20 protein-coding genes are annotated in these 21,772 nt (G+C 38.2%); 12 read left to right on the top strand and 8 right to left on the bottom strand.

Features of this window, described 5'->3' with window-relative positions:
• On the top strand, window positions 1-701 hold a 701-nt coding region (locus ACYQ21_RS09945), incomplete at its 5' end, for a hypothetical protein (protein WP_460058151.1).
• 234 nt (window positions 702-935) lie between these two features.
• Here the strand turns inward: ACYQ21_RS09945 and nrdF are convergent.
• The 5 genes from nrdF to plsY form a co-directional block, all read right to left on the bottom strand.
• On the bottom strand, window positions 936-1,898 hold the full coding sequence (gene nrdF / locus ACYQ21_RS09940) for a class 1b ribonucleoside-diphosphate reductase subunit beta (RefSeq protein WP_460058148.1): 963 nt from the start codon (window positions 1,896-1,898) through the stop codon (window positions 936-938).
• A gap of 115 nt (window positions 1,899-2,013) precedes the next feature.
• The gene (gene nrdE / locus ACYQ21_RS09935; protein ID WP_460058146.1) at window positions 2,014-4,167 is read right to left on the bottom strand and encodes a class 1b ribonucleoside-diphosphate reductase subunit alpha; all 2,154 of its coding nucleotides are present in this window, start codon (window positions 4,165-4,167) and stop codon (window positions 2,014-2,016) included.
• 3 nt (window positions 4,168-4,170) lie between these two features.
• Window positions 4,171-4,527 carry a class Ib ribonucleoside-diphosphate reductase assembly flavoprotein NrdI gene (gene nrdI / locus ACYQ21_RS09930; RefSeq protein ID WP_460058142.1) on the bottom strand — a complete coding sequence of 119 codons (357 nt, stop codon included), beginning with the start codon at window positions 4,525-4,527 and terminating at the stop codon, window positions 4,171-4,173.
• A complete protein-coding gene (nrdH, locus tag ACYQ21_RS09925; RefSeq protein ID WP_040526073.1) occupies window positions 4,524-4,742 on the bottom strand; it encodes a glutaredoxin-like protein NrdH in 219 nt (72 codons plus the stop codon). Before nrdH ends, nrdI begins: the two co-directional genes overlap by 4 nt.
• 104 nt (window positions 4,743-4,846) lie before the next feature.
• The gene (gene plsY / locus ACYQ21_RS09920; protein ID WP_460058140.1) at window positions 4,847-5,485 is read right to left on the bottom strand and encodes a glycerol-3-phosphate 1-O-acyltransferase PlsY; all 639 of its coding nucleotides are present in this window, start codon (window positions 5,483-5,485) and stop codon (window positions 4,847-4,849) included.
• A gap of 99 nt (window positions 5,486-5,584) precedes the next feature.
• On the opposite strand from plsY, the gene ACYQ21_RS09915 reads away from it, so the two are divergent.
• Entirely contained in the window at window positions 5,585-6,277 is a 693-nt protein-coding gene (locus tag ACYQ21_RS09915) for an XRE family transcriptional regulator (RefSeq protein ID WP_460058137.1), read from the top strand.
• A 122-nt stretch (window positions 6,278-6,399) separates the two neighbouring features.
• Complete coding sequence (gene glmS, locus ACYQ21_RS09910) at window positions 6,400-8,217, top strand: glutamine--fructose-6-phosphate transaminase (isomerizing) (RefSeq protein WP_460058134.1); 1,818 nt, start codon at window positions 6,400-6,402, stop codon at window positions 8,215-8,217.
• A 204-nt stretch (window positions 8,218-8,421) separates the two neighbouring features.
• On the opposite strand, the gene ACYQ21_RS09905 is transcribed toward glmS, so the two are convergent.
• Window positions 8,422-9,408, bottom strand: coding sequence for a LacI family DNA-binding transcriptional regulator (locus ACYQ21_RS09905; RefSeq protein ID WP_460058131.1), 987 nt, complete (start codon window positions 9,406-9,408; stop codon window positions 8,422-8,424).
• Between the two features lie 549 nt (window positions 9,409-9,957).
• On the opposite strand from ACYQ21_RS09905, the gene ACYQ21_RS09900 reads away from it, so the two are divergent.
• The 8 genes from ACYQ21_RS09900 to scrK all read left to right on the top strand — a co-directional run bounded on the left by ACYQ21_RS09900 (window position 9,958) and on the right by scrK (window position 18,375).
• Window positions 9,958-11,262, top strand: coding sequence for an ABC transporter substrate-binding protein (locus ACYQ21_RS09900; RefSeq protein ID WP_460058128.1), 1,305 nt, complete (start codon window positions 9,958-9,960; stop codon window positions 11,260-11,262).
• Between the two features lie 18 nt (window positions 11,263-11,280).
• Window positions 11,281-12,168: a carbohydrate ABC transporter permease gene (locus tag ACYQ21_RS09895; protein WP_460058125.1), complete on the top strand. Its 888-nt coding sequence runs from the start codon at window positions 11,281-11,283 to the stop codon at window positions 12,166-12,168.
• 10 nt (window positions 12,169-12,178) lie between these two features.
• Window positions 12,179-13,012 carry a carbohydrate ABC transporter permease gene (locus ACYQ21_RS09890; RefSeq protein ID WP_460058122.1) on the top strand — a complete coding sequence of 278 codons (834 nt, stop codon included), beginning with the start codon at window positions 12,179-12,181 and terminating at the stop codon, window positions 13,010-13,012.
• Window positions 13,013-13,026: 14 nt separating this feature from the next.
• A complete protein-coding gene (locus tag ACYQ21_RS09885) occupies window positions 13,027-14,370 on the top strand; it encodes a NosD domain-containing protein (protein WP_460058120.1) in 1,344 nt (447 codons plus the stop codon).
• Between the two features lie 120 nt (window positions 14,371-14,490).
• Window positions 14,491-14,796 carry a DUF624 domain-containing protein gene (locus ACYQ21_RS09880; protein ID WP_460058118.1) on the top strand — a complete coding sequence of 102 codons (306 nt, stop codon included), beginning with the start codon at window positions 14,491-14,493 and terminating at the stop codon, window positions 14,794-14,796.
• Window positions 14,789-15,814, top strand: a complete 1,026-nt coding sequence (locus ACYQ21_RS09875) for a glycoside hydrolase family 172 protein (RefSeq protein WP_460058157.1) — start codon at window positions 14,789-14,791, stop codon at window positions 15,812-15,814. The genes ACYQ21_RS09880 and ACYQ21_RS09875 overlap by 8 nt, the downstream gene beginning before the upstream one ends.
• Window positions 15,815-16,012: 198 nt before the next feature.
• Window positions 16,013-17,467: a glycoside hydrolase family 32 protein gene (locus ACYQ21_RS09870; RefSeq protein WP_460058116.1), complete on the top strand. Its 1,455-nt coding sequence runs from the start codon at window positions 16,013-16,015 to the stop codon at window positions 17,465-17,467.
• Window positions 17,468-17,484: 17 nt separating this feature from the next.
• Window positions 17,485-18,375 carry a fructokinase ScrK gene (gene scrK / locus ACYQ21_RS09865; RefSeq protein WP_460058114.1) on the top strand — a complete coding sequence of 297 codons (891 nt, stop codon included), beginning with the start codon at window positions 17,485-17,487 and terminating at the stop codon, window positions 18,373-18,375.
• A 30-nt stretch (window positions 18,376-18,405) separates the two neighbouring features.
• On the opposite strand, the gene gatD is transcribed toward scrK, so the two are convergent.
• Together gatD and murT are read right to left on the bottom strand one after the other, a co-directional pair.
• A complete protein-coding gene (gene gatD / locus ACYQ21_RS09860; RefSeq protein WP_460058112.1) occupies window positions 18,406-19,182 on the bottom strand; it encodes a lipid II isoglutaminyl synthase subunit GatD in 777 nt (258 codons plus the stop codon).
• Complete coding sequence (gene murT, locus ACYQ21_RS09855) at window positions 19,179-20,525, bottom strand: lipid II isoglutaminyl synthase subunit MurT (protein WP_460058110.1); 1,347 nt, start codon at window positions 20,523-20,525, stop codon at window positions 19,179-19,181. The genes gatD and murT overlap by 4 nt, the downstream gene beginning before the upstream one ends.
• A gap of 58 nt (window positions 20,526-20,583) precedes the next feature.
• On the opposite strand from murT, the gene ACYQ21_RS09850 reads away from it, so the two are divergent.
• Window positions 20,584-21,450 (top strand): NAD(P)-dependent oxidoreductase, encoded by an 867-nt coding sequence (locus ACYQ21_RS09850; RefSeq protein WP_460058154.1) that lies wholly within the window; start codon window positions 20,584-20,586, stop codon window positions 21,448-21,450.
• The last annotated feature ends 322 nt before the right edge of the window (window positions 21,451-21,772 follow it).

Raw genomic sequence — 21,772 nt, 5'->3', positions numbered from 1 at the left:
TTATTGATGCATGGAAAAAAGTACCCGGTGTAAAAGTGCCTGATACAAAACCCGGTACTGAGTTCGAGTTTGCGGGTAGCCAGTGGCGGATTTTGGATACTGATATGAATGATAATTCATCAGACGGCTTACAAGCTCTTGTCATCAAGGTTGAATCTATTGGAGATAGTCAATTTATCTCTGATTCCAATAGAACAACTTACTTTAGTTCAGCTGGTACGAACGGCTATGAAGATAGTGCTGCTGGTGGTCTTAAACAGACGATTAATGCGTGGTATACGACTACTATCGCAAGTAATCCTGCTTTAGAAGCCATGGTTCAAAAAGTATCCTTGAACAACCCAGATTTTACGACATTTTCTGCTATTGGACTTAATTCAAATAATGGGCCAACAAGTTGGCATTGGAAAGCGTTTTATAATGAGCTTCGCTTTGCGACGACATTAGATGCGTCAGGTCGGCAGGAAGCCTTTGCCCTGAGTTATGGGGATATTTATGGTCACATGGCTCAGATGCCAGATACAGGTATGGCAGTACCTCTATTAGATTTCCCTGGCAGTGCAAGTAATAAGTTTTGGCTCCGATCGCCTGGTCACAGTGAAGATCATGCGACTTCTACCGATACGAGTGACATCGCAGGATTGTCTTCTGTGTCTGACATTTCCTCTGTCCGTCCCGCTTTGTCTCTTTTAATTAAATAATCTGCCATTCACTCTCTCGCATTTAATTACCATCTAAGCAGGTGACCGGAATGCTCGGCTGTTCAAATGGTGAGCGATTCAGAAGCAAGTCACTTTAAATTGTGGCTTGTTTTTATGATGAAGATTAGATGGTTTAAGGTTAATCAGATTTCAAAAAATCAGCAACTTTAACTCAAAATATCAAGCCAAAACAGATTGACTCATCAAATCGAGTCAATCTGTTTTGGGTATATTTTAATCAAAGATATAGTCATCATCACTCATAGCTTCAACTTGACCAAGCAAATAACCATTACCAACTTGTGAGAAGAAGTCGTGATTAACAGTACCAGTTGAGAGACCATTCATGACGATTGGATTGACATCTGACACGTTGTCAGGAAAGAGTGGATCAAATCCGAGGTTCATTAAGGCTTTGTTAGCATTGTAACGCAAGAAAGTTTTCACTTCTTCAGACCAACCTAGAACGCCATAAAGGTCGTCTGTATAGATTTCTTCATTGGCATAGAGGTCATACAAAAGTTCGTAAGCCCAAGTTTTGAGTTTTTCTTGCTCTTCACTTGAGAGTTCATCATAGCCAAGTTGGAATTTATAGCCGATATAGGTGCCATGGACTGACTCATCACGGATGATTAATTTGATAATTTCAGCAACATTGGCTAGCTTGTTATTTCCTAAATAATACAAAGGGGTGTAGAAACCACTGTAAAAAAGGAATGTTTCAAGAAAGACAGAAGCGATTTTCTTTTCAAGTGGTGTACCGTTTTTGTAGATACTGTTGACTTTTTGCGCCTTGTATTGCAGATTTTCGTTGGTATCAATCCAAGAGAAAATCTCGTCAATCTCAGTCTTGGTATTGAGCGTTGAGAAGATAGAGGAGTAAGACTTGGCGTGAACAGACTCCATGAACTGAATGTTGTTGAGGACAGCCTCTTCATGTTGCGTCCGAGCATCAGCACGTAGAGAGTCCATACCTGTATCAGATTGAACTGTATCGAGCAGTGTCAGGCCACCAAATACATGGCTAACTAGATGACGCTCAACGTCAGACAGGCTACGCCAGTCGTCTAAGTCGTTTGAAAGTGGGATACGCGTATCTAACCAAAATTGCTCAGTTAATTTTTCCCAAGTTGATTTATCAATTAAGTCTTCGATATTATTCCAGTTGATAGCTTTGGTAAAGTTTGGATTAATCATTCATTTTTCCATTTCTAATCAAATCATGTCCTAGTTGGACAATAATCCTATTTTAAAGGTCAACGCGATAAGCAGACTACACGATATGCGGCAGTCTGCTTATTGATGATGGCCATTAAATCACGCAAGATTCACATTGGTTCGCACCAACTTCATCACCGTTGTCGGTAAATGTGCGGATGTAGTAAATTGATTTAACACCTTTGTGGTGGGCATAGTTACGTAAGATATTCAGGTCACGCGTTGTTTGCTTGGTATCTGTTTTCCATTCGTAAAGGCCGACAGGCATTTCGCTACGTAAGAACAAGGTCATTGACAAGCCTTGGTCAACGTGTTTCGTCGCTGCAGCATAGACATCAATCACACGACGCATATCCATGTCGTAAGCACTTGTATAGTAAGGAATCGTATCAGTCGCTAAATCGCGTGCTGGATAGTAGATTTTACCTGTTTTCTTTTCTTGACGTTCTTCGATACGTTGGGTAATGGGGTGAATACTTGCAGAAACGTCGTTGATATATGAAATCGAACCATTTGGCGCCACTGCTAGACGGTTTTGGTGGTAAAGACCGTGTGTCATGACATTTTGACGCAGTTCACGCCAGTCAGCAGCAGTTGGAATGTGGATGCCTTCAAATAAAGTGGCTACTTTATCAGAAAGGTGTTTATCTTCGATATATTGCTCGAAATAAGTGCCGTCAGCATAGGCTGATTTGTCGAAATCATCAAAAGTTTGACCAGTTTTGCGAGCAAAATTCATAGATGATTTAAGCGTGTAGAAATTCAACAGCATAAAGTAAATATCTGTAAATTCAATTGACTCAGGTGAGCCATAAACCATATGATGTTTAGCGAAGTAAGAGTGAAGTCCCATTGCACCAAGACCAATCGTATGGGCTTTTTTATTACCGTTTTTAATCGTTGGTACAGCATCGATATCTGAATGGTCAGTAACAAACGTTAACGCTTTAACCATGCTATCAATTGATTTCTCGAAGTTAGGAGATTGCATCAAGTTAACAACGTTTGTAGAACCCAGGTTACATGAAATATCAGTACCTAAAGTTTTATAAGTTTGGTCTTCGTTAAGTTCTGAGGCTGTTTGCACTTGCAAAATCTCTGAACACAAGTTACTCATGACAATCTTACCATGGATTGGATTGGCTTTATTGGCAACGTCAATGTTAATGATATATGGATAACCAGATTCTTGTTGGAGTTTAGCAATTTCTTGCTCTAAATCACGGGCACGAATACGATATTTTTTGATATCATTATTGGCAAGGAGGCTATCGTATTCTGCAGTAATATCAAGATAACTGAAAGGTTTACCATAGATACGCTCAACGTCATAAGGACTAAACAAGAACATATCCGCATTTTCGCGTACAAGTTCATAGTATTTATCTGGAACTGTTACACCGAGTGACAAAGTTTTCACTCGTATTTTTTCATCGGCATTTTCTTTTTTAGTCGACAAAAAGGCCATGATATCAGGGTGGAAAACGCTAAGATAAGTCACACCTGCCCCTTGACGTTGACCAAGTTGGTTAGAGTAGGAAAAGCTGTCCTCGTAAAGTTTCATGACAGGAACAACACCGCTAGCAGCATTTTCAATGCCTTTAATCGGTGCACCAGCCTCACGGAGGTTAGAAAGATTAATCCCTACACCACCACCAATACGTGAAAGTTGTAGAGCTGAATTGACCGAACGACCAATACTGTTCATATCGTCAGTTGCTTGAATCAAGAAACACGATACGAGCTCACCACGACGAGAACGACCAGCATTTAAAAAGCTAGGTGTTGCGGGTTGATAACGTTGGTGAATCAACTCATCAGCGAGTGATTGTGCTAATTCAGTATCGCCATCCGCAAAATACAAAGCATTCATCAAAATGCGATCTTCGATATTTTCTAGATAAAACTCGCCATCATTCGTTTTCAAGGCGTATTGTTGATAAAATTTATAGGCCGCCATGAATGATTTGAACTGAAAATTTTGCGCATAAAGCCAGTCAGACAGTTCAGTGATAAAAGCAATCGCATACTTTTTAATAAAATCTGATTCGATATAATCATGTTCTAGTAAATAGGCGATTTTTTCTGCAACTGTTGAAAAGGTTTTAAGATTAGGTCGCACATTTTCTTCGAAAAAGGCAAGTAAGGCTTCATGATCCTTGTGCAATGGAATTTGACCATTGACAGGGATATTGATTTCATTATTTAAACGGAAATATGATACATTTTCCAAAGTTTTTAAAGACATAGGTTAATAGCTTTCTAAGATAGAGTTGACAGCAGTGACATCTTCATTCGTCCCATTGAACTCAAAATCATATAAAATCGGCACGTTAAACCCGGCCGATAAATCTTTAGCAGAATAAATATAAAGCTCAGCAAAGTTGCGATTACCACTGGCGATAATCCCTTGGCAATTAGATGCGTTTTCCACCATAAAATCCCAAACCTCTTGAAGGATCTCCTTCTCGTAAGTTGGGATGATTAAAATAAACGGTTCAGATAAAGTGAGTGTATCAGTGACTTCGACAGCCTGATCATCAGTTAGGGTTAGCTTTTTAACGAAACGGCTAACTTGTTGCGTCACGCTATAATAGGCAATTTTCATACCAATTTTGCCAATTCAGTAGGACGGAAGCCAGAGAATGAAACCTCATCTTTAACGATAATGGGTGCAGCCATGAAGCCCATTGCTTTAATCTGTTCGATATATTGTGGTTCTTCATCGATATTGATTTCTTTATATTGGACAGCTTTATCAGCTAACCATTTTTTAACCATGTTACATTGCATACAATTGTTTTTTGAAAATACGGTTACCATTTGGACACCCCTTTTATTAGTTTATTGTCTCTATATTCTAGCAATAAAAAAATATCTAGTCAACAATTTTAACTAGATATTGTGATGTTTTTTCTAACAACCCACTAGATGTTGTGTTTTTGGTGGGTTATGTTCAAGCCGAAGTTAAAGATATTTTCGGTTTTATTTCGGATTCTTGTGATATTCTCTCGATGTCGAACGATAATGAAACAAGCTATAAATAAAACAATACTTGTAAATAACCAATCATAAGAAGTGAATATGAGACGAAAGGCTGGGAGAACTAGTACCAAAATAGCCGCAACACCTGCACTCAAGACACTGGCAAATGACACCATGCTTGTTAAATAGAACGTAATAAAGAAAACAACGACCAATAGTAGGATGAATTTAGGACTATAACCTAAAAGCATACCAGCCGCTGTTGCGACAGCCTTACCGCCGTGGAAATGGTTGAAGATAGAAAAAGTATGACCTAGAACGGCGAATAAACCAAATAAGGCTGGTGAGATTGTCTCTATCCCGAAAATTAATGGTAAAACAGTAGCTAGTGTACCTTTGAGCAAGTCCATTGCAAAGACGATTGTACCTGCTTTTTTACCTAAAATTCTGAAAGTATTGGTCGTACCAATGTTACCAGAACCAAAGTCACGTAAGTTTTTGTGGAAAAAATAATGACCAATCCACAGACCCGAAGGGATCGAACCTAATAAGTAGGCGACTAATAATAATATCGTTGTCATTACTACATTATATCAAAAAAACGACTGATTTGACATGGTAATATAAAAATTATATACTAGTGTTAGCTTTAAAAACTAACAAGTTAGCAGGAGGGTGACATGTCAATCGCAAATCAATTAAAGCAACTCAGGGAAGCTAAAGGCTTATCCCAGCGTGAAGTAGCTAAAAAAATAGGAGTTGCCAATACCTCTTATTTTGCTTGGGAGCGTGGTAAAACAAAGCCTAAAAAGGATAATTTATTAAAACTCTCTGATGTCTTTAGTATCCCCTATGAAAAGTTAGTCAAAGATGAGGCGACAGATTTATTATCAGCATTTCATCAACTAACAGATAAACGAAAGGAAAAAGTCATGAGCTATACACAAGACCTATTAATAGAACAAAATCAAGAGCAAGCTGAAAAAATCGTTAAGTTATTTCCATATAAAGTCTACGAAAAATTATCAGCAGGTACAGGATTTTCATATATGGACGATGGTAGCTATGATACTGTCTATTTTGATGCTGAATTATCGTATGATTTTGCCAGTTGGGTTTATGGCGATTCAATGGAACCGGTTTATGCTAATGGTTCTGTTGCCTTAATAAAAGATACCTCTTTTGATTATGATGGTGCGATTTATGCCATTGATTGGGAGGGGCAGACCTATATCAAAAAAGTCTATAAAGAAGAAGAAGGTTTACGACTTGTTTCGATTAATGAAAAATATCAGGATAAATTTGCACCATATGATGAAGAACCGCGCATTGTCGGAAAAATCATTGGTAATTTCTTTCCAGTTGATGTCTAATTGAACTATACCAATAAAAAACAGTTATCACTTGACATTCTATAATCTTTTGTTTATCATACATATATCGAGTTCGTGAAACGAATTGTTGAACTATACCAATTTTAAGAAGAGGAAATAATATGTGTGGGATTGTCGGAGTAGTAGGAAATAAAAATGCGCGTGATATATTGATGCAGGGATTAGAAAAACTTGAATATCGCGGCTATGATAGCGCTGGGATATTCGTTACCAATCAAAATCAAAATGCAAAACTTATCAAGTCAGTTGGTCGAATTGCTGATTTACGCGAAAAAATCGGTATTGATGTGGCAGGGACTGCCGGTATTGGACATACACGTTGGGCAACACACGGTAAGCCATCAGAGACCAATGCGCACCCCCATACATCAATAGACGGTCGTTTTGTTCTCGTTCACAATGGTGTCATTGAAAACTATCTTGAGATTAAAAATGACTATCTCGTAGGCGATACTTTCAATGGTCAAACTGATACAGAAGTTGCTGTTCATTTGGTGGCTAAACTTGCTGAAACTGAGAACATTAGTACACTTGACGCTTTCAAAAAAGCTTTAACCATTATTGAAGGCTCTTACGCTTTTGCCTTGATGGATGCAACAGAACCTGATGTCATCTATGTTGCTAAAAACAAATCACCACTTTTAATTGGTCTTGGTGAGGGTTATAACATGGTCTGTTCGGACGCCATGGCTATGATTCGTGAAACAAGTGAGTTTATGGAAATTCACGACCATGAATTGGTCATTTTGACGAAAGATGCTATTGAAATCCATGATTTAGATGGCAATATCCTATCTCGTGATAGCTATACCGCTGAGCTTGACCTTTCTGACATTGGCAAAGGGACTTATCCTTTCTATATGCTTAAAGAAATTGATGAACAACCTGCCGTGATGCGGAAACTCAGTCAAGTCTATGCAGATGAGTCAGGTAATGTCAAAGTAGACGATGCTATCGTTCAGGCTCTAGTTGAAGCTGATCGTATTTATATTATTGCAGCAGGTACTTCATATAATGCAGGCTATGCAAGTAAGTATTTATTAGAAGAATTGGTTGAAAAACCAGTTGAGCTCGGCATTGCATCAGAGTGGGGCTATAATATGCCACGTCTTTCTGAAAAACCTTTCTTTATTTTCTTGTCACAGTCAGGTGAAACCGCTGATAGCCGTCAAGTTTTAGTGAAAGCAAATGAATTGGGTATCCCGAGTTTAACGGTCACGAATGTACCAGGCTCAACCTTGTCACGTGAAGCAAATTTTACCCTCCTCTTGCACGCTGGGCCTGAAATTGCTGTCGCTTCTACAAAAGCTTACACGGCACAAATCGCTGTCTTAGCATTCTTGGCGAAAGCCACAGGTACTGCGATTCATAATGAAAAAGCTGCAAACTTCGATGTCGTGCACGAACTCTCGATTGTCGCACAATCGATCGAAGCCACCTTGTCTGAAAAAGAGTTGATTGAAAGCAAAGTAACAGGATTGCTGGAAACAACGCGTAACGCCTTCTATATCGGGCGCGGACAAGATTACTATGTATCAATGGAAGCCAGCCTCAAGCTCAAAGAAATCTCATACATTCAGTGTGAAGGCTTTGCAGCAGGTGAACTCAAACACGGCACAATCGCTTTAATTGAAGATGATACACCAGTGCTAGCCCTCATCTCAAACAATCCAAAAGTTGCTGCTCACACCCGTGGCAATGTGTCTGAGGTTGCAGCACGTGGTGCAAATGTTGTGACGATAGTCGAGCAAGACGCTGCCATTGAAGGCGACGACATTGTGATAAATAATGTTCATCCCTACTTATCAAGTATTTCAATGGTCATTCCAACACAACTTATCGCCTACTATGCTAGCTTACACCGTGGCTTAGATGTTGATAAACCACGTAATTTGGCTAAATCAGTCACAGTTGAATAGAGGATATATTATAAGAAGCAACCTTTCGAGGTTGTTTTTTTTATAGTTAATCATAATGGCTAGTAGTGCTAAATTTCAAAAACGGATAAAATATATCAAAAAATGAGAAAATATCAAAAAAGTAGCCTATCTATATATCGGGGAATGGATAGGCTACTTTTTTTATGAACTTAATTTTTTGATTCTCATGAAGATAGGACAAACTTATTTTGTTGTACTTTTAGTTATAAGTGTCGCAGGGACTACATTTTCGTGGGGGATGTAGGATTCTAAAGAATTAACAGCTATTTGAGCCATTAGTGAAATGTTTTGACTAACTGACGTAATCGGATATATGGCATAATCAGATACTGGGGAATTATCATAGCCAATGATTTCAATGTCTTCCCGCATCTTAAGTCCTTTGCGGATGCATTCCCGTTGTAGCATATTAGCAATATCGTCATTGGAGCAGAAGATGCCTAATTTTTTCCCTACATATTTTTCAAGTAAAGTATCCGCAATAGAAGCCATAGCATTTGAAGCGATTTTAGAATAGGGGTCAGTCAAATTTTCATCGATAATGGTTTCATGAGGTAGGTCTTTAACTGAAAATTCAAAGCCGACAATCCGTTTAAATGAAGGCCAAGTCTCGTAATAGCCGTTGTTGATGTGTATGAGTACTTCGCACTTATCGTTGATGAGTTTTTCGCCAGCAAGTTTGCCACCAGTGAAATTATCACTATTTATTTGACAGTAGTTGCCACCTGCGCGTTCAACAGAAATAATCGGCACATCAAGTTGTTCAATTTCTTCTGGACTTAAAACGTGGCTGAGTAAGATAATCCCTTTAACCCGATAAGACTTCAAAGTATCAATCAACTCTAACTCTGCATCTTTTGTGTCGCGTGATGTATAAACAATAAAGCTATAATTTTTCTCTTTGCCATATTGAATTAACTGATTTAACAATTCCGTGTAAAATCCAAGATGCAGTTGTGGGAAAATAATACCAACGAGATTAGATTTGCCAGTTGCAAGCGTTCTAGCAACATTGTCTTGACTGTAGTTGAGTTCCTTGATGGCTACTTGGATTTTATCTTTCGTTTTTGGCGATAAAAGATTCGGTTTGTTGAAATACCTAGAGATGGTGGTTAATGAAACCCCACTTTTTTCAGCAATATCCTTTATACCAGTTTTATCCATATTCATTGTTTGTAACCTTTCTGTATTTAATGTCAAATTAGAAAACTAGAGGCTATCTTGATGATGTAATAACTTAAATTTATATCATATACTATTATCATACAACGTAGTAAGAAATTTTGCAAGGCTAACTGAAAATATTTTCATAAAAATATTGAGTTTTTTTCAATCCAATGAGTTGATTATAAATAGATATTCATTTTGGATAACTTAATTTGATGTGCTAATAATATAGTTTTCTTACTTGCGTATAGGAATGATAGGTTTTGTTTGTAATTATAATTTTGCGGAGGCTTGTGAAAATATTTTATGAAACCGCTTGACAATATAAATTTCATGAATTATAATTGAATTATAAAAAGGCTTACAAATGATTGATGGGGGAAAAAATTAAAGGTATGCCGATTTAACAATTATAGGAGGGAGGGAAAGCAATACGCCGACTGGAATGGATTGAAAATGCTGAGTAGGTTAAACGATTACAAACTTATAAATGGAACAAGTCTGTTAAATCAACCTCTAGCTTTCCTTATCAAATAATGGAATGGAGTAGAAATGAAAAAAATGACTATCAAAAAAATTGGTGTAGCCACCTTGGCACTGCTAACGCTTGTGAGTGCAGTGACACTTACAGGCTGCGGGAAAAGTTCGAGCGGTGAGAAATCTGCTAAAGATAAAAAAATTACTATCCTTGTTGAAAGTGGTGGCCCAGCTGAAACTGTCGCAAATAGTACAGCTGCAGCATTTAAAGCGAAAACAGGTTATGACGTCATCGTAGATGCGATACCTTATACAGGTATGTACGATAAGGTTTCAACTGAAATTAAGGCAAAGGCAGCAACTCATGATGTCGTCAGTTTAGATGTGCTATGGTTATCTGCCTTTGAAAACGCACTTTTGCCACTTAATGATACTGTGGATAAAAGCATTACATCAGATTTTTTGCCAACTTTAGAGGCTGGCGGTACTTTAAATGATAACTTACTAGGACTTCCAATGTGGCTTAACAGCAAGGTGCTGATTTACAGGAAAGACCTTTTTGCAGATGAAACAAATAAAAACGCTTTCAAAGAAAAGTATGGACACGATTTGAAAGTTCCGACAACATGGAAAGAGTATGAAGAGTGTGCATCATTTTTCACAAAAGACGGTATGTATGGCACCACGGTATTTGGAATGGCTTCCGGAGACACGGTCTGCAGTTTCCTTGATCACGCCTCACAAGCAGGCGCTAAGCCACTTGTACTCGACGATAAAAACAAAGTATTAGTAGCTGAAAAACCATATGTTGAGGCGCTACAATATCTGGTTGATCTTTATCAATCTGGAGATGCTCCAGAAGAGACTTTATCAGTTGCTTCAACAGAGTCTCAAGAGTTATTCAATAACGGCAAACTTGCTATGCAGCTTAATTGGAGTCACCAGTATCCTGCAGCCTATCTCTTGGATAAAGAACACGTTGGGGTAGCGCCGATGATTGGCGGACCTTCTGGTGTTGCTGCGACTACGGGGCCATGGTATCAGAGTGTTATGAAAAACTCATCCAATAAAGATGTCGCAGTAGAATATATCAAATTTATGTATGACAATAATGACAAATATATGACTGAGGGTTCACTTAAAATAGCTGGACGGACTTCAGTTTATGAGAAATATGGCACTGAACCGGGCAATGAGCATTTAAATGCTGTTTTGCAAACCCTTGACCATAAATACTCACAAAATAGACCAGCTACGCCTTATTGGACAGAAATCGAAGAAGTGCTCGCTAGTGCTGTTCAATCTGCTCTTTCAGGAAAAGTATCGCCTGAAAATGCACTAAAAGAGGCGAAAACTAAGATACAGGCTATTGTGGAATAGTTTTGAGGAGAAAATATTATGCAGCTAATATCCAAAAAAACAATCATTGCATTCTTTTTGCCGGGCGCATTGTTTATGGGGGTATTTATGATTTACCCTATTTTCAAAATGGGTTTAGACAGCCTATTCAATTTTGCTCCAAATGGTTTGAGAGAATTTGTTGGATTTGATAACTATATCAAGGCATTTACTAATGAAAGTTTCTTGCAGCCGCTAAAAAATACACTGATTTATGTCGTTCTTGCTGTTGTCATTGAGTTGATATTAGGTACCATTCTTGCGCTTGTGTTCGAGTCTCATTTTAAAGGTAATAAAACAATCCGCTCACTCATACTAACGCCGTTGATGATCGCGCCACTTGTGGCAGGGTTGATTTGGAAATTGATGCTCAGTTCACAATTTGGGATAATTAATCAGCTATTGGTTAATGTGGGGATTTTAAAAAATACCAGTCAAATACTTTGGCTTGCTGATGAAAAATGGGCTTTGCTCTCATGCACATTAGCTGACATCTGGCTAACAACACCATTTATGATGTTGATGATTTTAGCGGAGTTACAAGGTCTTGATGGTGGCATGTTAGAAGCAGCAACGATTGACGGAGCCAATTGGTGGCAGAAAATTTTTAATATCAAACTGCCTAATATCAAACCAGTTCTACTAACAGCATTGTCGATCAGAATTATTGATGCCGCAAGAACTTTTGATATTGTCTGGGCAATGACACAAGGTGGACCTAATGGCTCTTCTGAGCTTATCAGTGTTGTGATTTATAAGACCCTAACTAGGTATAATAAAGTGGGTTATGCTAGCGCAATGGCACTTATACTCATAGTAGTACTTGTGACATTTACACTTGTCGCCATGCAAGGGTTATGGAACCCTAAAAAGAAACAATCTGCATAGAGAGGGTTAAATGATGGAAAAGAAAAATAATTTACACATCAAAATAATGGCAATTTTATCGGTAATCTGCGCAATTATCTGGCTATTTCCCTACTTATATCTGATTAGTTCAGCTTTTAAGCAAGGAACAGAGGTCGTCTCTATACCAGCCAAATTTCTGCCCAAAGTACTTTCGATAGAAAATTTTACCAGCTTGTTTGAGCGTATGCCAGTGTTACATTACATTTTCAATAGTTTTATTGTGGCAGTATGTAGTACACTTATAGCCGTTATTTTAGGTGCATTGTCTGCGTATGCTATACAACGTTCGGGTGCTAAGCTCGCAATCTTATTAACAATTATTGTTTTGTGTCTCAAGATGATCCCAACTTCAAGTATCGCAGTGCCAATTTATGAGCTGATTACAAAACTTGGGTTGTATGATACAAAGATTGCGCTTGTCATCGTTTACGCAGCAATCAATATGCCCTTTGTAATGTGGGTAATGCTTGGATTTTATGAAGGTATTCCTGTGACACTAGACGAAGCAGCTTGTATAGATGGTGCTTCTAATATCAAAACTTTTATCTATATCATCCTACCTATCTGCACACCAGGGCTTGCAACAGCATTTGTATTTACTTTGTTCTTATCGTGGAATGAGTTTCTACTATCCTTACTGTTGACTAGCACAAGTGCGAAAACATTTACTGTAGGATTATCCGAGTTTTTATCAGCATATAGTATGGATTTAGGGCCAATGTGTGCAGGTGCACTCATCTTTAGTTTTCCTGTCATGGTTCTTTCAATTGTGGCACAGAAGTTCATTGTAAAAGGCATTACTGCTGGGGCAGTTAAAGGATAATGGGAGTAAAGTATATGACTAATAATAATGTTTATGATGTAACTCAGTGGCCTGTCGGAAATTCCTATGAAGATATTGGCGAAGTAATTAATGATATCATCGCTGATATCAAACGTAAACAATCACAAACTAATTTGAATGATGGTGGTAAACCAGGTGCGGTTATCTATATTCCGCCAGGTGATTATCATCTTAATACGCAAATCATGATTGATATCAGCTATCTTAAAATTAAAGGTTCTGGACACGGTTTCACTTCGTCTAGTATTCGCTTTAATGTACCTGAAACGGAGTGGTCTGAATTGCATGAACTTTGGCCAGGAGGTAGTCGGATCCTTAATGATTTGCCAATTATTGCAGGTACCACAGAACAAGAAGGTGCGGCAATTTTAGTCCATCGAGAGGGGAATCCTCGAATCAGTTCAGTTGAATTTGCTGACTTTTGTATAGATGGGTTACATTTTGTAGATGACGGTTCAAACGAACCTAATCCAGAAAACACTTATGTTAATGGTAAAACAGGGATTTATGTGGCAAGTGCATGTGACTCTTTTAGAATAACGGGTATGGGATTAGTTTATTTAGAACATGGTTTGACGATTTACCATGCAGACGCATTGACTATTCATGATAACTTTATTGCAGAATGTGGTAATTGTATTGAGCTACGTGGTTGGGGTCAGGCATCAAAAATAACAGATAACCTAATAGGGGCTGGATTTAAAGGCTATTCGATTTTTGCGCAAAATTTTGGCGGGCTTTTGATTACAGCCAATAACATCTTCCCAAGAGGTGCAAGCAGTATTCATTTTAAAGGTGTAACACGATCTATTTTAAGCAATAATCGCCTTCATGCATTTTATCCAGGTATGGTAGTACTAGAGGAAAATAGTTCGGAAAACTTAATTACTGCCAATCATTTTCTACACGACCATGAACCTTGGACTCCCTTGAAAGAAAAAAATAACGGTTTAGATGACTTATATGGCCTGCTTTATATTAGGGGCAACCATAATTCTATCATTGGCAATCACTTTTCGGAAATTATTGATACACAATATATCCGACCACTTGGTGCAAAACCGACTATCATTCGTCTTGTTTCAGGAAGTGAGAATTATATTGCTAATAACCATACCGTTGCAACAACATCACATGCCAAGATAAGTGATTCTTGTTATGCTGCTCAAGTAGATGCTTTATTAACGACAGAAGTTACCAACTCACTAGCTGTCACAACAGTCTTGATAGAAAAAGAATCAATTAAAAATACAGTTCTTGATTCAGGAAGCGATGAACAGGTTATTATGGATAAGATTATCAATGCTTTCAGAGCTACACCAACTGTAAAAATTTGAAATATGGCAAAATCTGATGGACTTTCTCTGTCAGATTTTGGTGTCGTAACGATAAAAATAAAGACTAGACTTGAACAGTGCTACCTTTAAATGTATAATTAGTGTAATTGGAGGTAATCTATGTTTAATCAACTGATTAAATTTTCAAACACCTGTTATAATCTAATCAAATTGAACCTATTTTGGTGGATGGGGTTGATTTTTGGAGGCATTATATTTGGTCTTTATCCCAGTAGTATCGTATTATTTCAACTAGTGAATAGATTTGTTCAAGGTTATGAAGTGACATTAAAAGATTTTTTTAGAGCCTATTTTCAAATTTTTAAATCTGCTAACCGACAAAATTTCCCTACTTTAATCTTAATACTTGTATTATTGACAGAACGACTAGTTGTGAATAATGAGCTACTAAAAAGCGATTATTAAAATTACTTGGGATGATCAAGAAACACCTAGTGTTTTAGTACCTTTTGGCGATTTCTTCTGTGTGGGACATTCTTTGCCTGGTAATTTCGAATCCATGCCCTTTAATGTATCGGTTAAACCTGAAGAATCTGGGAAATTTGGAGCTCCTTGTGCTTTGAATTGTTATTTCCCAATGCCATTCAATAAAAAAGCAAAAATTGAAATCATTAATGAAAATGAATTACCATTTGCATTGTATTATTATGTCGATTATGAACTGTACAAAGAAGAATTACCTGAAGATACAGTCTATTTCCATTCTCAATGGACTCGTAATAATCCTAATAATGGTTGGGGAAATGATTTACAAACGAATAGTCCAGATGTTCAAAATATTGCAAATTTGACAGGAGATGACAATTATGTAGTTCTTGAAACAGAAGGGAAAGGGCATTATGTTGGTTGTAATTTATCTGTCAACCATTTCCAAGGTAGTTGGTGGGGTGAAGGCGATGATATGATTTTCATTGATGGAGAAACCACACCAAGTATTAATGGAACAGGAACTGAAGACTATTTCAGTTTTGCTTGGGGAATGCAAAAAAATCATTTTCTATATAACGGTACAATTATTCATGAAGCAGATATGCCTGGATATACTGTCGCTTATCGTTTTCATATTGCTGATCCGATTCATTTTTCTGAAAAAATTAAAGTTACTATCGAACATGGACATGCTAACCATTTATCGGATGATTGGTCTTCGACGGCATATTGGTATCAAACACTTCCTTCCCCAATTCTATCAATTTTACCTGTAGATGAACGTATTCCAAATGTTGCCATTATGCCAAAAGTGGAACAAAAATTCTATCCAACATTGACTCCAGACCAAGAAAAGGCTTTTGCAGATGCTGAAAAACGCGAAAAATATTATCGTGAAGGAAAAGACAGTCAGATGATATTAAAATTTGAAAAAACTCATCAATCTGAATTGGATAATCTAAAAGATATTAAACGTACTAAAGAAAAACTATGAATTGATGGATGTAGAGAAAGGTATCTATGACAGAAAATAGTATTGATACAGAGAATAAGAAGTTTTCTAATCATTCTTTTTTATACAATTTCCTACTTAAGGCTGGGTGGATGAGTTTCATGAACCCTGTCATCTATTATAACTTTACATTAAAAGACTATATACTGAATCATCAGATAAAAATTAAGGAAGGTAATCATGACAAGTAAGCAAACACTAAAAGAAATTAATGCTTATATCTTTGAAAATAGTGAACAGATAGAGAAAAGTAAATCACGCCTAAACTATCACTTTATGCCACCAATTGGCTGGATGAATGACCCAAATGGGCTAGTTTATTTCAATCATGAGTATCACTTGTTTTATCAATTTTATCCATTTGGTGTCGAATGGGGGCCGATGCATTGGGGGCATGCGAAAAGTAAGGATGCTGTGAATTGGGAGCATTTGCCTGTTGCGCTTGCACCGTCAGAAGACTATGATTTTTCGGAAACTGAACGTGGACATGGGTGTTTTTCTGGTAGTGCAGTTGTTAAAGATAAGCAGTTAGTTTTGATGTATACGGGAAATGTTGACAATAGACATCCAAAACAAACTCAAAATATTGCGGTATCTTCTGATGGCCTGCATTTTGAAAAATGCACTGAAAATCCTGTTATCGCTTCTTTTCCAGAAGAAGGGACGGAAGATTTCAGGGATCCTAAAGTATGGGAAGATAATGAAAATTATTATGCCGTTATTGGTACAAAAAAAGATGGTTTGGGTAAGGCCGCTTTATATCAATCTCAAGATTTGCTAAATTGGGATTATAAGGGTATTTGTGCTCAGAGTAACGGTGAGCAAGGAGATATGTGGGAATGTCCAGACCTATTCAATGTAGATGGACAAGATGTTTTAATTGTTTCTCCGATGTATGGTTTAAAAAATAGTAGTCCGCTTGCAATTTCAGGGACTTTTGATTCTGAAACAGGAAAATTTGTACAACATCATTATGATTTTCTTGATTATGGTCATGATTTTTATGCGCCTCAAACTTTAATTGATGATCAAAATCGTCGACTTATGATTGGTTGGATGAATATGTGGTTTGCGGAAATGCCAGAGAAAAAAGATGGTTGGGTAGGTGCCATGACCGTTTCCAGAGAATTAAGTTATCATAACAACCAGGTGTATCAATATCCTGTGAAAGAAATCGAAACGCTTCGTTATGATGGCATCAGTCAGTCAGATTTGATTGTTTCAAATCTGAGTAGTTTTTCAACTAAAGTTAATGAAGCTACTGATATTGAACTTGAGATCGATTTGGACAAAACTGAAGCAGAGATATTCAGCATTTATCTGAAAGTTTCTGAAACGGTAAATGAATATACTGAACTTCTTGTAGATGTTGTAAAGGGGAACATAAGATTTATTCGGGATAAATCTGGGGCGGGAGAAAGAACTGAATCCCTTGCACCATTTGACAATAACCTCGCGAATTTGAAATTAAGAATTTTAGTTGATACAAATTCAGTTGAACTATTTATTAATGATGGCCAGCAGGTTATGACAAACAGAGTTTATCCGATTGGTGAAGATAATCTATTTAAGATTGTTTCAGAGCAAGATCTTTATATCACACAATTGAACTATTGGAAAATGAAGAATATATAGAAGGAAGAATGAAGGCTATGTTATTAGGTAGTATTGAAGCAGGTGGGACAAAATTTGTCTGTTCGATAGGTAATGAACAATTTGACATTAAAAATTCGGTAAGCTTTCCGACAACAACACCGAAGAAAAGTTTACAACAGGCGATTGATTATTTTAAACAGTATGATGTTGCAGCGATTGGGATTGGTTCATTTGGTCCGATTGATATTAATCGGGAATCTAAAACTTATGGTCATGTGACGACAACGCCTAAACCCTATTGGTCTAAAACAGATGTGGTTGGCTTTTTGAAATCACAATTAGACGTACCAATTTATTTTACAACAGATGTTAATTCATCTGTTTATGGTGAAATGGTGGCGCAAGGTATTCAAAATTTGGTCTATTTCACAATTGGCACAGGTATAGGCGCGGGTGCTATTCAGAAAGGTCAATTTATCGGAGGTATTTCTCATGCGGAAATGGGACACCAATTTGTTAAACGCCATCCACAAGATTTAGATTTCAAAGGTATTTGCCCTTTTCATGGGGATTGCTTAGAAGGTCTTGCAGCTGGACCAAGTTTAGAAGCACGAACTGGAAAGCGTGGTGAAAATATCTCATCGGATTCAGAGATTTGGGATATTCAAGCCTATTATATTGCTCAGGCTGCGATTTCAGCTACGCTAACTTTAGCGCCAGAAAAAATCATTTTCGGTGGCGGTGTCATGTCTCATGAGCACATGATTATACGTGTTCGTAAATTTTTCAAAACATTGTTAAATGATTATGTTGTTACGCCACCATTGGAAGTTTACTTGCAAAATACATCCATTGTTAATAACGGCTCAGCCACACTGGGTAATTTCGCTTTAGCGCTTGAGGCATTTAAAAATCCATCTATGGAACATGCTATTAACCCCAAATAGATGATAGAGACATAAAAAAGTTGAGAAACCTCATTTCTCAACTTTTCTTTTAACGTCTGTAATTTTCTGTCCTTTTTCCTCGCCATCTAAGATGCTTTCAAAGGCTGGAATGGCAACATCTGGATATTTTTGATGGAAGGCGGTCGTCACGATGCGGTAAGCAAGGCGAGCATTGCGGGACAAAATTGGACCGTGGAAGTAGGAACCGAAGACATTTTTATAGGTCATGCCCTCTGTACCATCTTCATTGTTATTACCTTGCCCGATAATAACGCGTCCGAGTGGTTTTTGATTGTCCGCCAAGAATGTTCGGCCTTGGTGATTTTCAAATCCATAATATGTTTCATCAAATTCATCATTATGGATTTCGATATCCCCAATAAAGCGGTTATTTTCTTGGTTCAGCGTGTAATGATCCATGGCTGAGATGCCATCTATTTTACGACCGCTTGCCTCGATATAATATTTGCCGAGGAATTGGAAACCGCCACAAATGGCTAACATGGTGCCATTATTTTCGATAAATTTCTTGATTTCAACTGCTTTTGTCGGTAAATCTTGACTGACGATGAATTGTTCGTAATCCTGACCACCACCGAAAAAGACAAGATCATAATCATCAGCGTTAAAAGTGTCTTCAAGCGAAACGATGTCGAAAGTCATGCGAGCGCCTAATTTTTCACCGACGTATTTGAGCATTAGGATATTACCATTGTCACCATAGGTGTTCATGAGATCCCCGTAGAGGTGAGCGACACGCAAGTCATAGGGGAAATCACCTTCAGATTTAATAGAAGTATAGGTCATTTCATTTCTCCATTCACATAGTGGCGATTGGCCAGTATTTCTCGCATCTCAAGCATGGCCGTATAAGTAGCTAAGATATAGACGTGTTCGCTGTCCTGTTGTTCGATGAGGTCAAGCACGTCAGCGAGTTTTTCGCTCTCCGTTATGCTATCAGGATCAAAGCCTGAAACACGAATTCGGCGTGCCATCTCAGTATGTCTAACACCACCCGTCATCACACTGGTAACATCTAGGTCATGAATAGTCTCGAAGTTCGCATCCCAAATCCAACTGGTATCAATTCCATCCGCATAATTGGCATTGAGTAAAGCGACCAAGGCGAAAGGATATGGGGCTAATTTCATCATATCTAAGACCTGGTTAGCACCTACTGGATTTTTAATGAGGACAAGCGTACATTTTTTATCGCCAACATTGAAGCTTTCCTGACGACCAAAGACAGCATGAGAGTTGTTAAAACCTTGCGTGATCAAAGAAGATTCAAGACCGAAAAATTCAGCAACTGATACCGCAGCAAGGGCGTTGTAAATATTATAAAGACCGCCGACATTGATATGATAAGTCGCATCATCAATGACAAATTCTGATGTCGTATTGGTGATATTGGTTAACTCTGTCAAACGATAATCAAGTTCAGGATGGTGGAAACCACAGTTCTGACAGATGTAATCGCCCAGATTGGCATAGGTGTTCATCGTGTAATCTAGGATATGGTGACAGTTGGGGCAGACAATGCCTTCTGTATTATAATGTGCGCGCTTAGGCGCATGATGCTCGTGGTCAAAACCATAATACTTAACAGGGTTAACCAAGGCTTTCGAGTTAAAAAGTGGGCTATCGCCATTCAGAAGGACAGTCGCATTGGGCGCTTTAGCGGCCCCTTTAATAATGAAGTCGTAGGTCGTGTAAATTTCACCATAACGGTCCATCTGATCGCGGAAAATGTTAGTGAAAACAAAGAGGCTCGGCGTGATGTATTCGGTCACAGCTGGTAGGCTAGCCTCATCAATCTCAAGCACGGCGATATTTTTACCCGTTTTGTTTCGCTTGGCAGACAGGAAAGTCGACACAATTCCGGTGATCATGTTGGCGCCTGTCGTGTTAGTCGCGATTTGACCAAAGGCATTTTCTAAAATCCCCACGGTCAGTGCAGTTGTGAGAGTCTTGCCGTTGGTACCGGTCACGACGACAATCTCATAATCACGCGCAATCGTGTCAAGGATCTTAGGAGCTATTTTGAGTGCCAGACGGCCAGGAAAAGTCGACCCACGCTTGAAGAATTTCTGAAGTATAAATTGGCTGGATTTTCCGGCGAAAACCGCTAAACTTGATTTAAATGTCATGAAACTATTTTACCACATTTTGTGTTAAAATTTGAGTGGAGGTATCATCATGACAGAAATTAAGAAAATTGGTTTTATCGGTTTGGGCGTAATGGGGCACGCCATAGCATCTAACCTCATCTCTGACGGCTACGAGCTCTACGTTTATAACCGTACAGCTCCAAAAGCAGATGATTTGGTGGCCAATGGTGCTAGCTACTTGCCAACGCCACGTCAAGTCGCAGCAGCAAGCGACCTGATTATGACGATGGTAGGTTACCCAACAGATGTAGAAGAAGTTTACTTTGATGAAGCAACAGGTATTTTCTCAGGCATTTCAGCGCAGAAGATTGTGATTGATATGACAACGTCGACGCCTACATTAGCCAAAAAGATTGCTGAAAAAGCAAGTGAACTAGATGTTCTGACACTAGATGCACCAGTCAGCGGTGGCGACATTGGTGCTAAAAATCGCACACTGACAATTATGGCAGGTGGTGATCAAGCAGCCTTTGCGCAAGTCACTGAGATTTTTGGAAAAATTTCCAAGAAAGCACAATATTTTGGTCCTGCAGGAAGTGGGCAACACGTCAAAATGGCCAATCAGATTGGGATCGCTGGCACCATGACTGCTATGTCAGAATTACTGGTCTATGCTAAAGCGGCAGGCCTAGATTTGCCAGCAGTCATTGAAACCTTGCTAGCTGGCGGTGCCAATACCTGGTCACTCGCGAATTATGGGCCTCGTATCTTAAAAGATGACTATTCACCAGGCTTTTTTGTCAAACATTTTATCAAAGACTTGAAGATTGCCTTGGACGAATCTCAAAAAATGGGCTTAGACTTACCTGCAACGCAAGGTGCCTTAACTCTATATGAAAAACTAGCAGACAGAGGTTTTAATGATGCAGGAACACAGGCTTTGATTAAGCTTTGGTGGGATTAACACCTCTCAATTAATTGGAGTGTTTTGCGGTTTGATATATTTATAATTATGTCAAATAAGTTTCCACGAACAGGCAGTGATCACACGTTGATTCTCAAGGTTATATCAACTCTGATGACTGCGTGCATTGGATTAGCGCTTTATCATAAACTCAAACCTAATACTAGAAAGAAGGGATATAATTGAAAATTAATCTTAAAAAGAGTCTAACCACGCTCGCTATTGCAAGTTCCTTTATGGGAGCTTTTTTTATTACTCCAAAAGTTCTAGGGACTTTTGAACCGACAGTGGTTCATGCTGCGGATAGCACACAAACAGCCGT

Source organism: Pseudolactococcus yaeyamensis (genome assembly GCF_054658615.1).
Note: the sequence above shows the minus strand (reverse complement) of the source record. Positions and strands in the feature narration are given on the sequence as shown.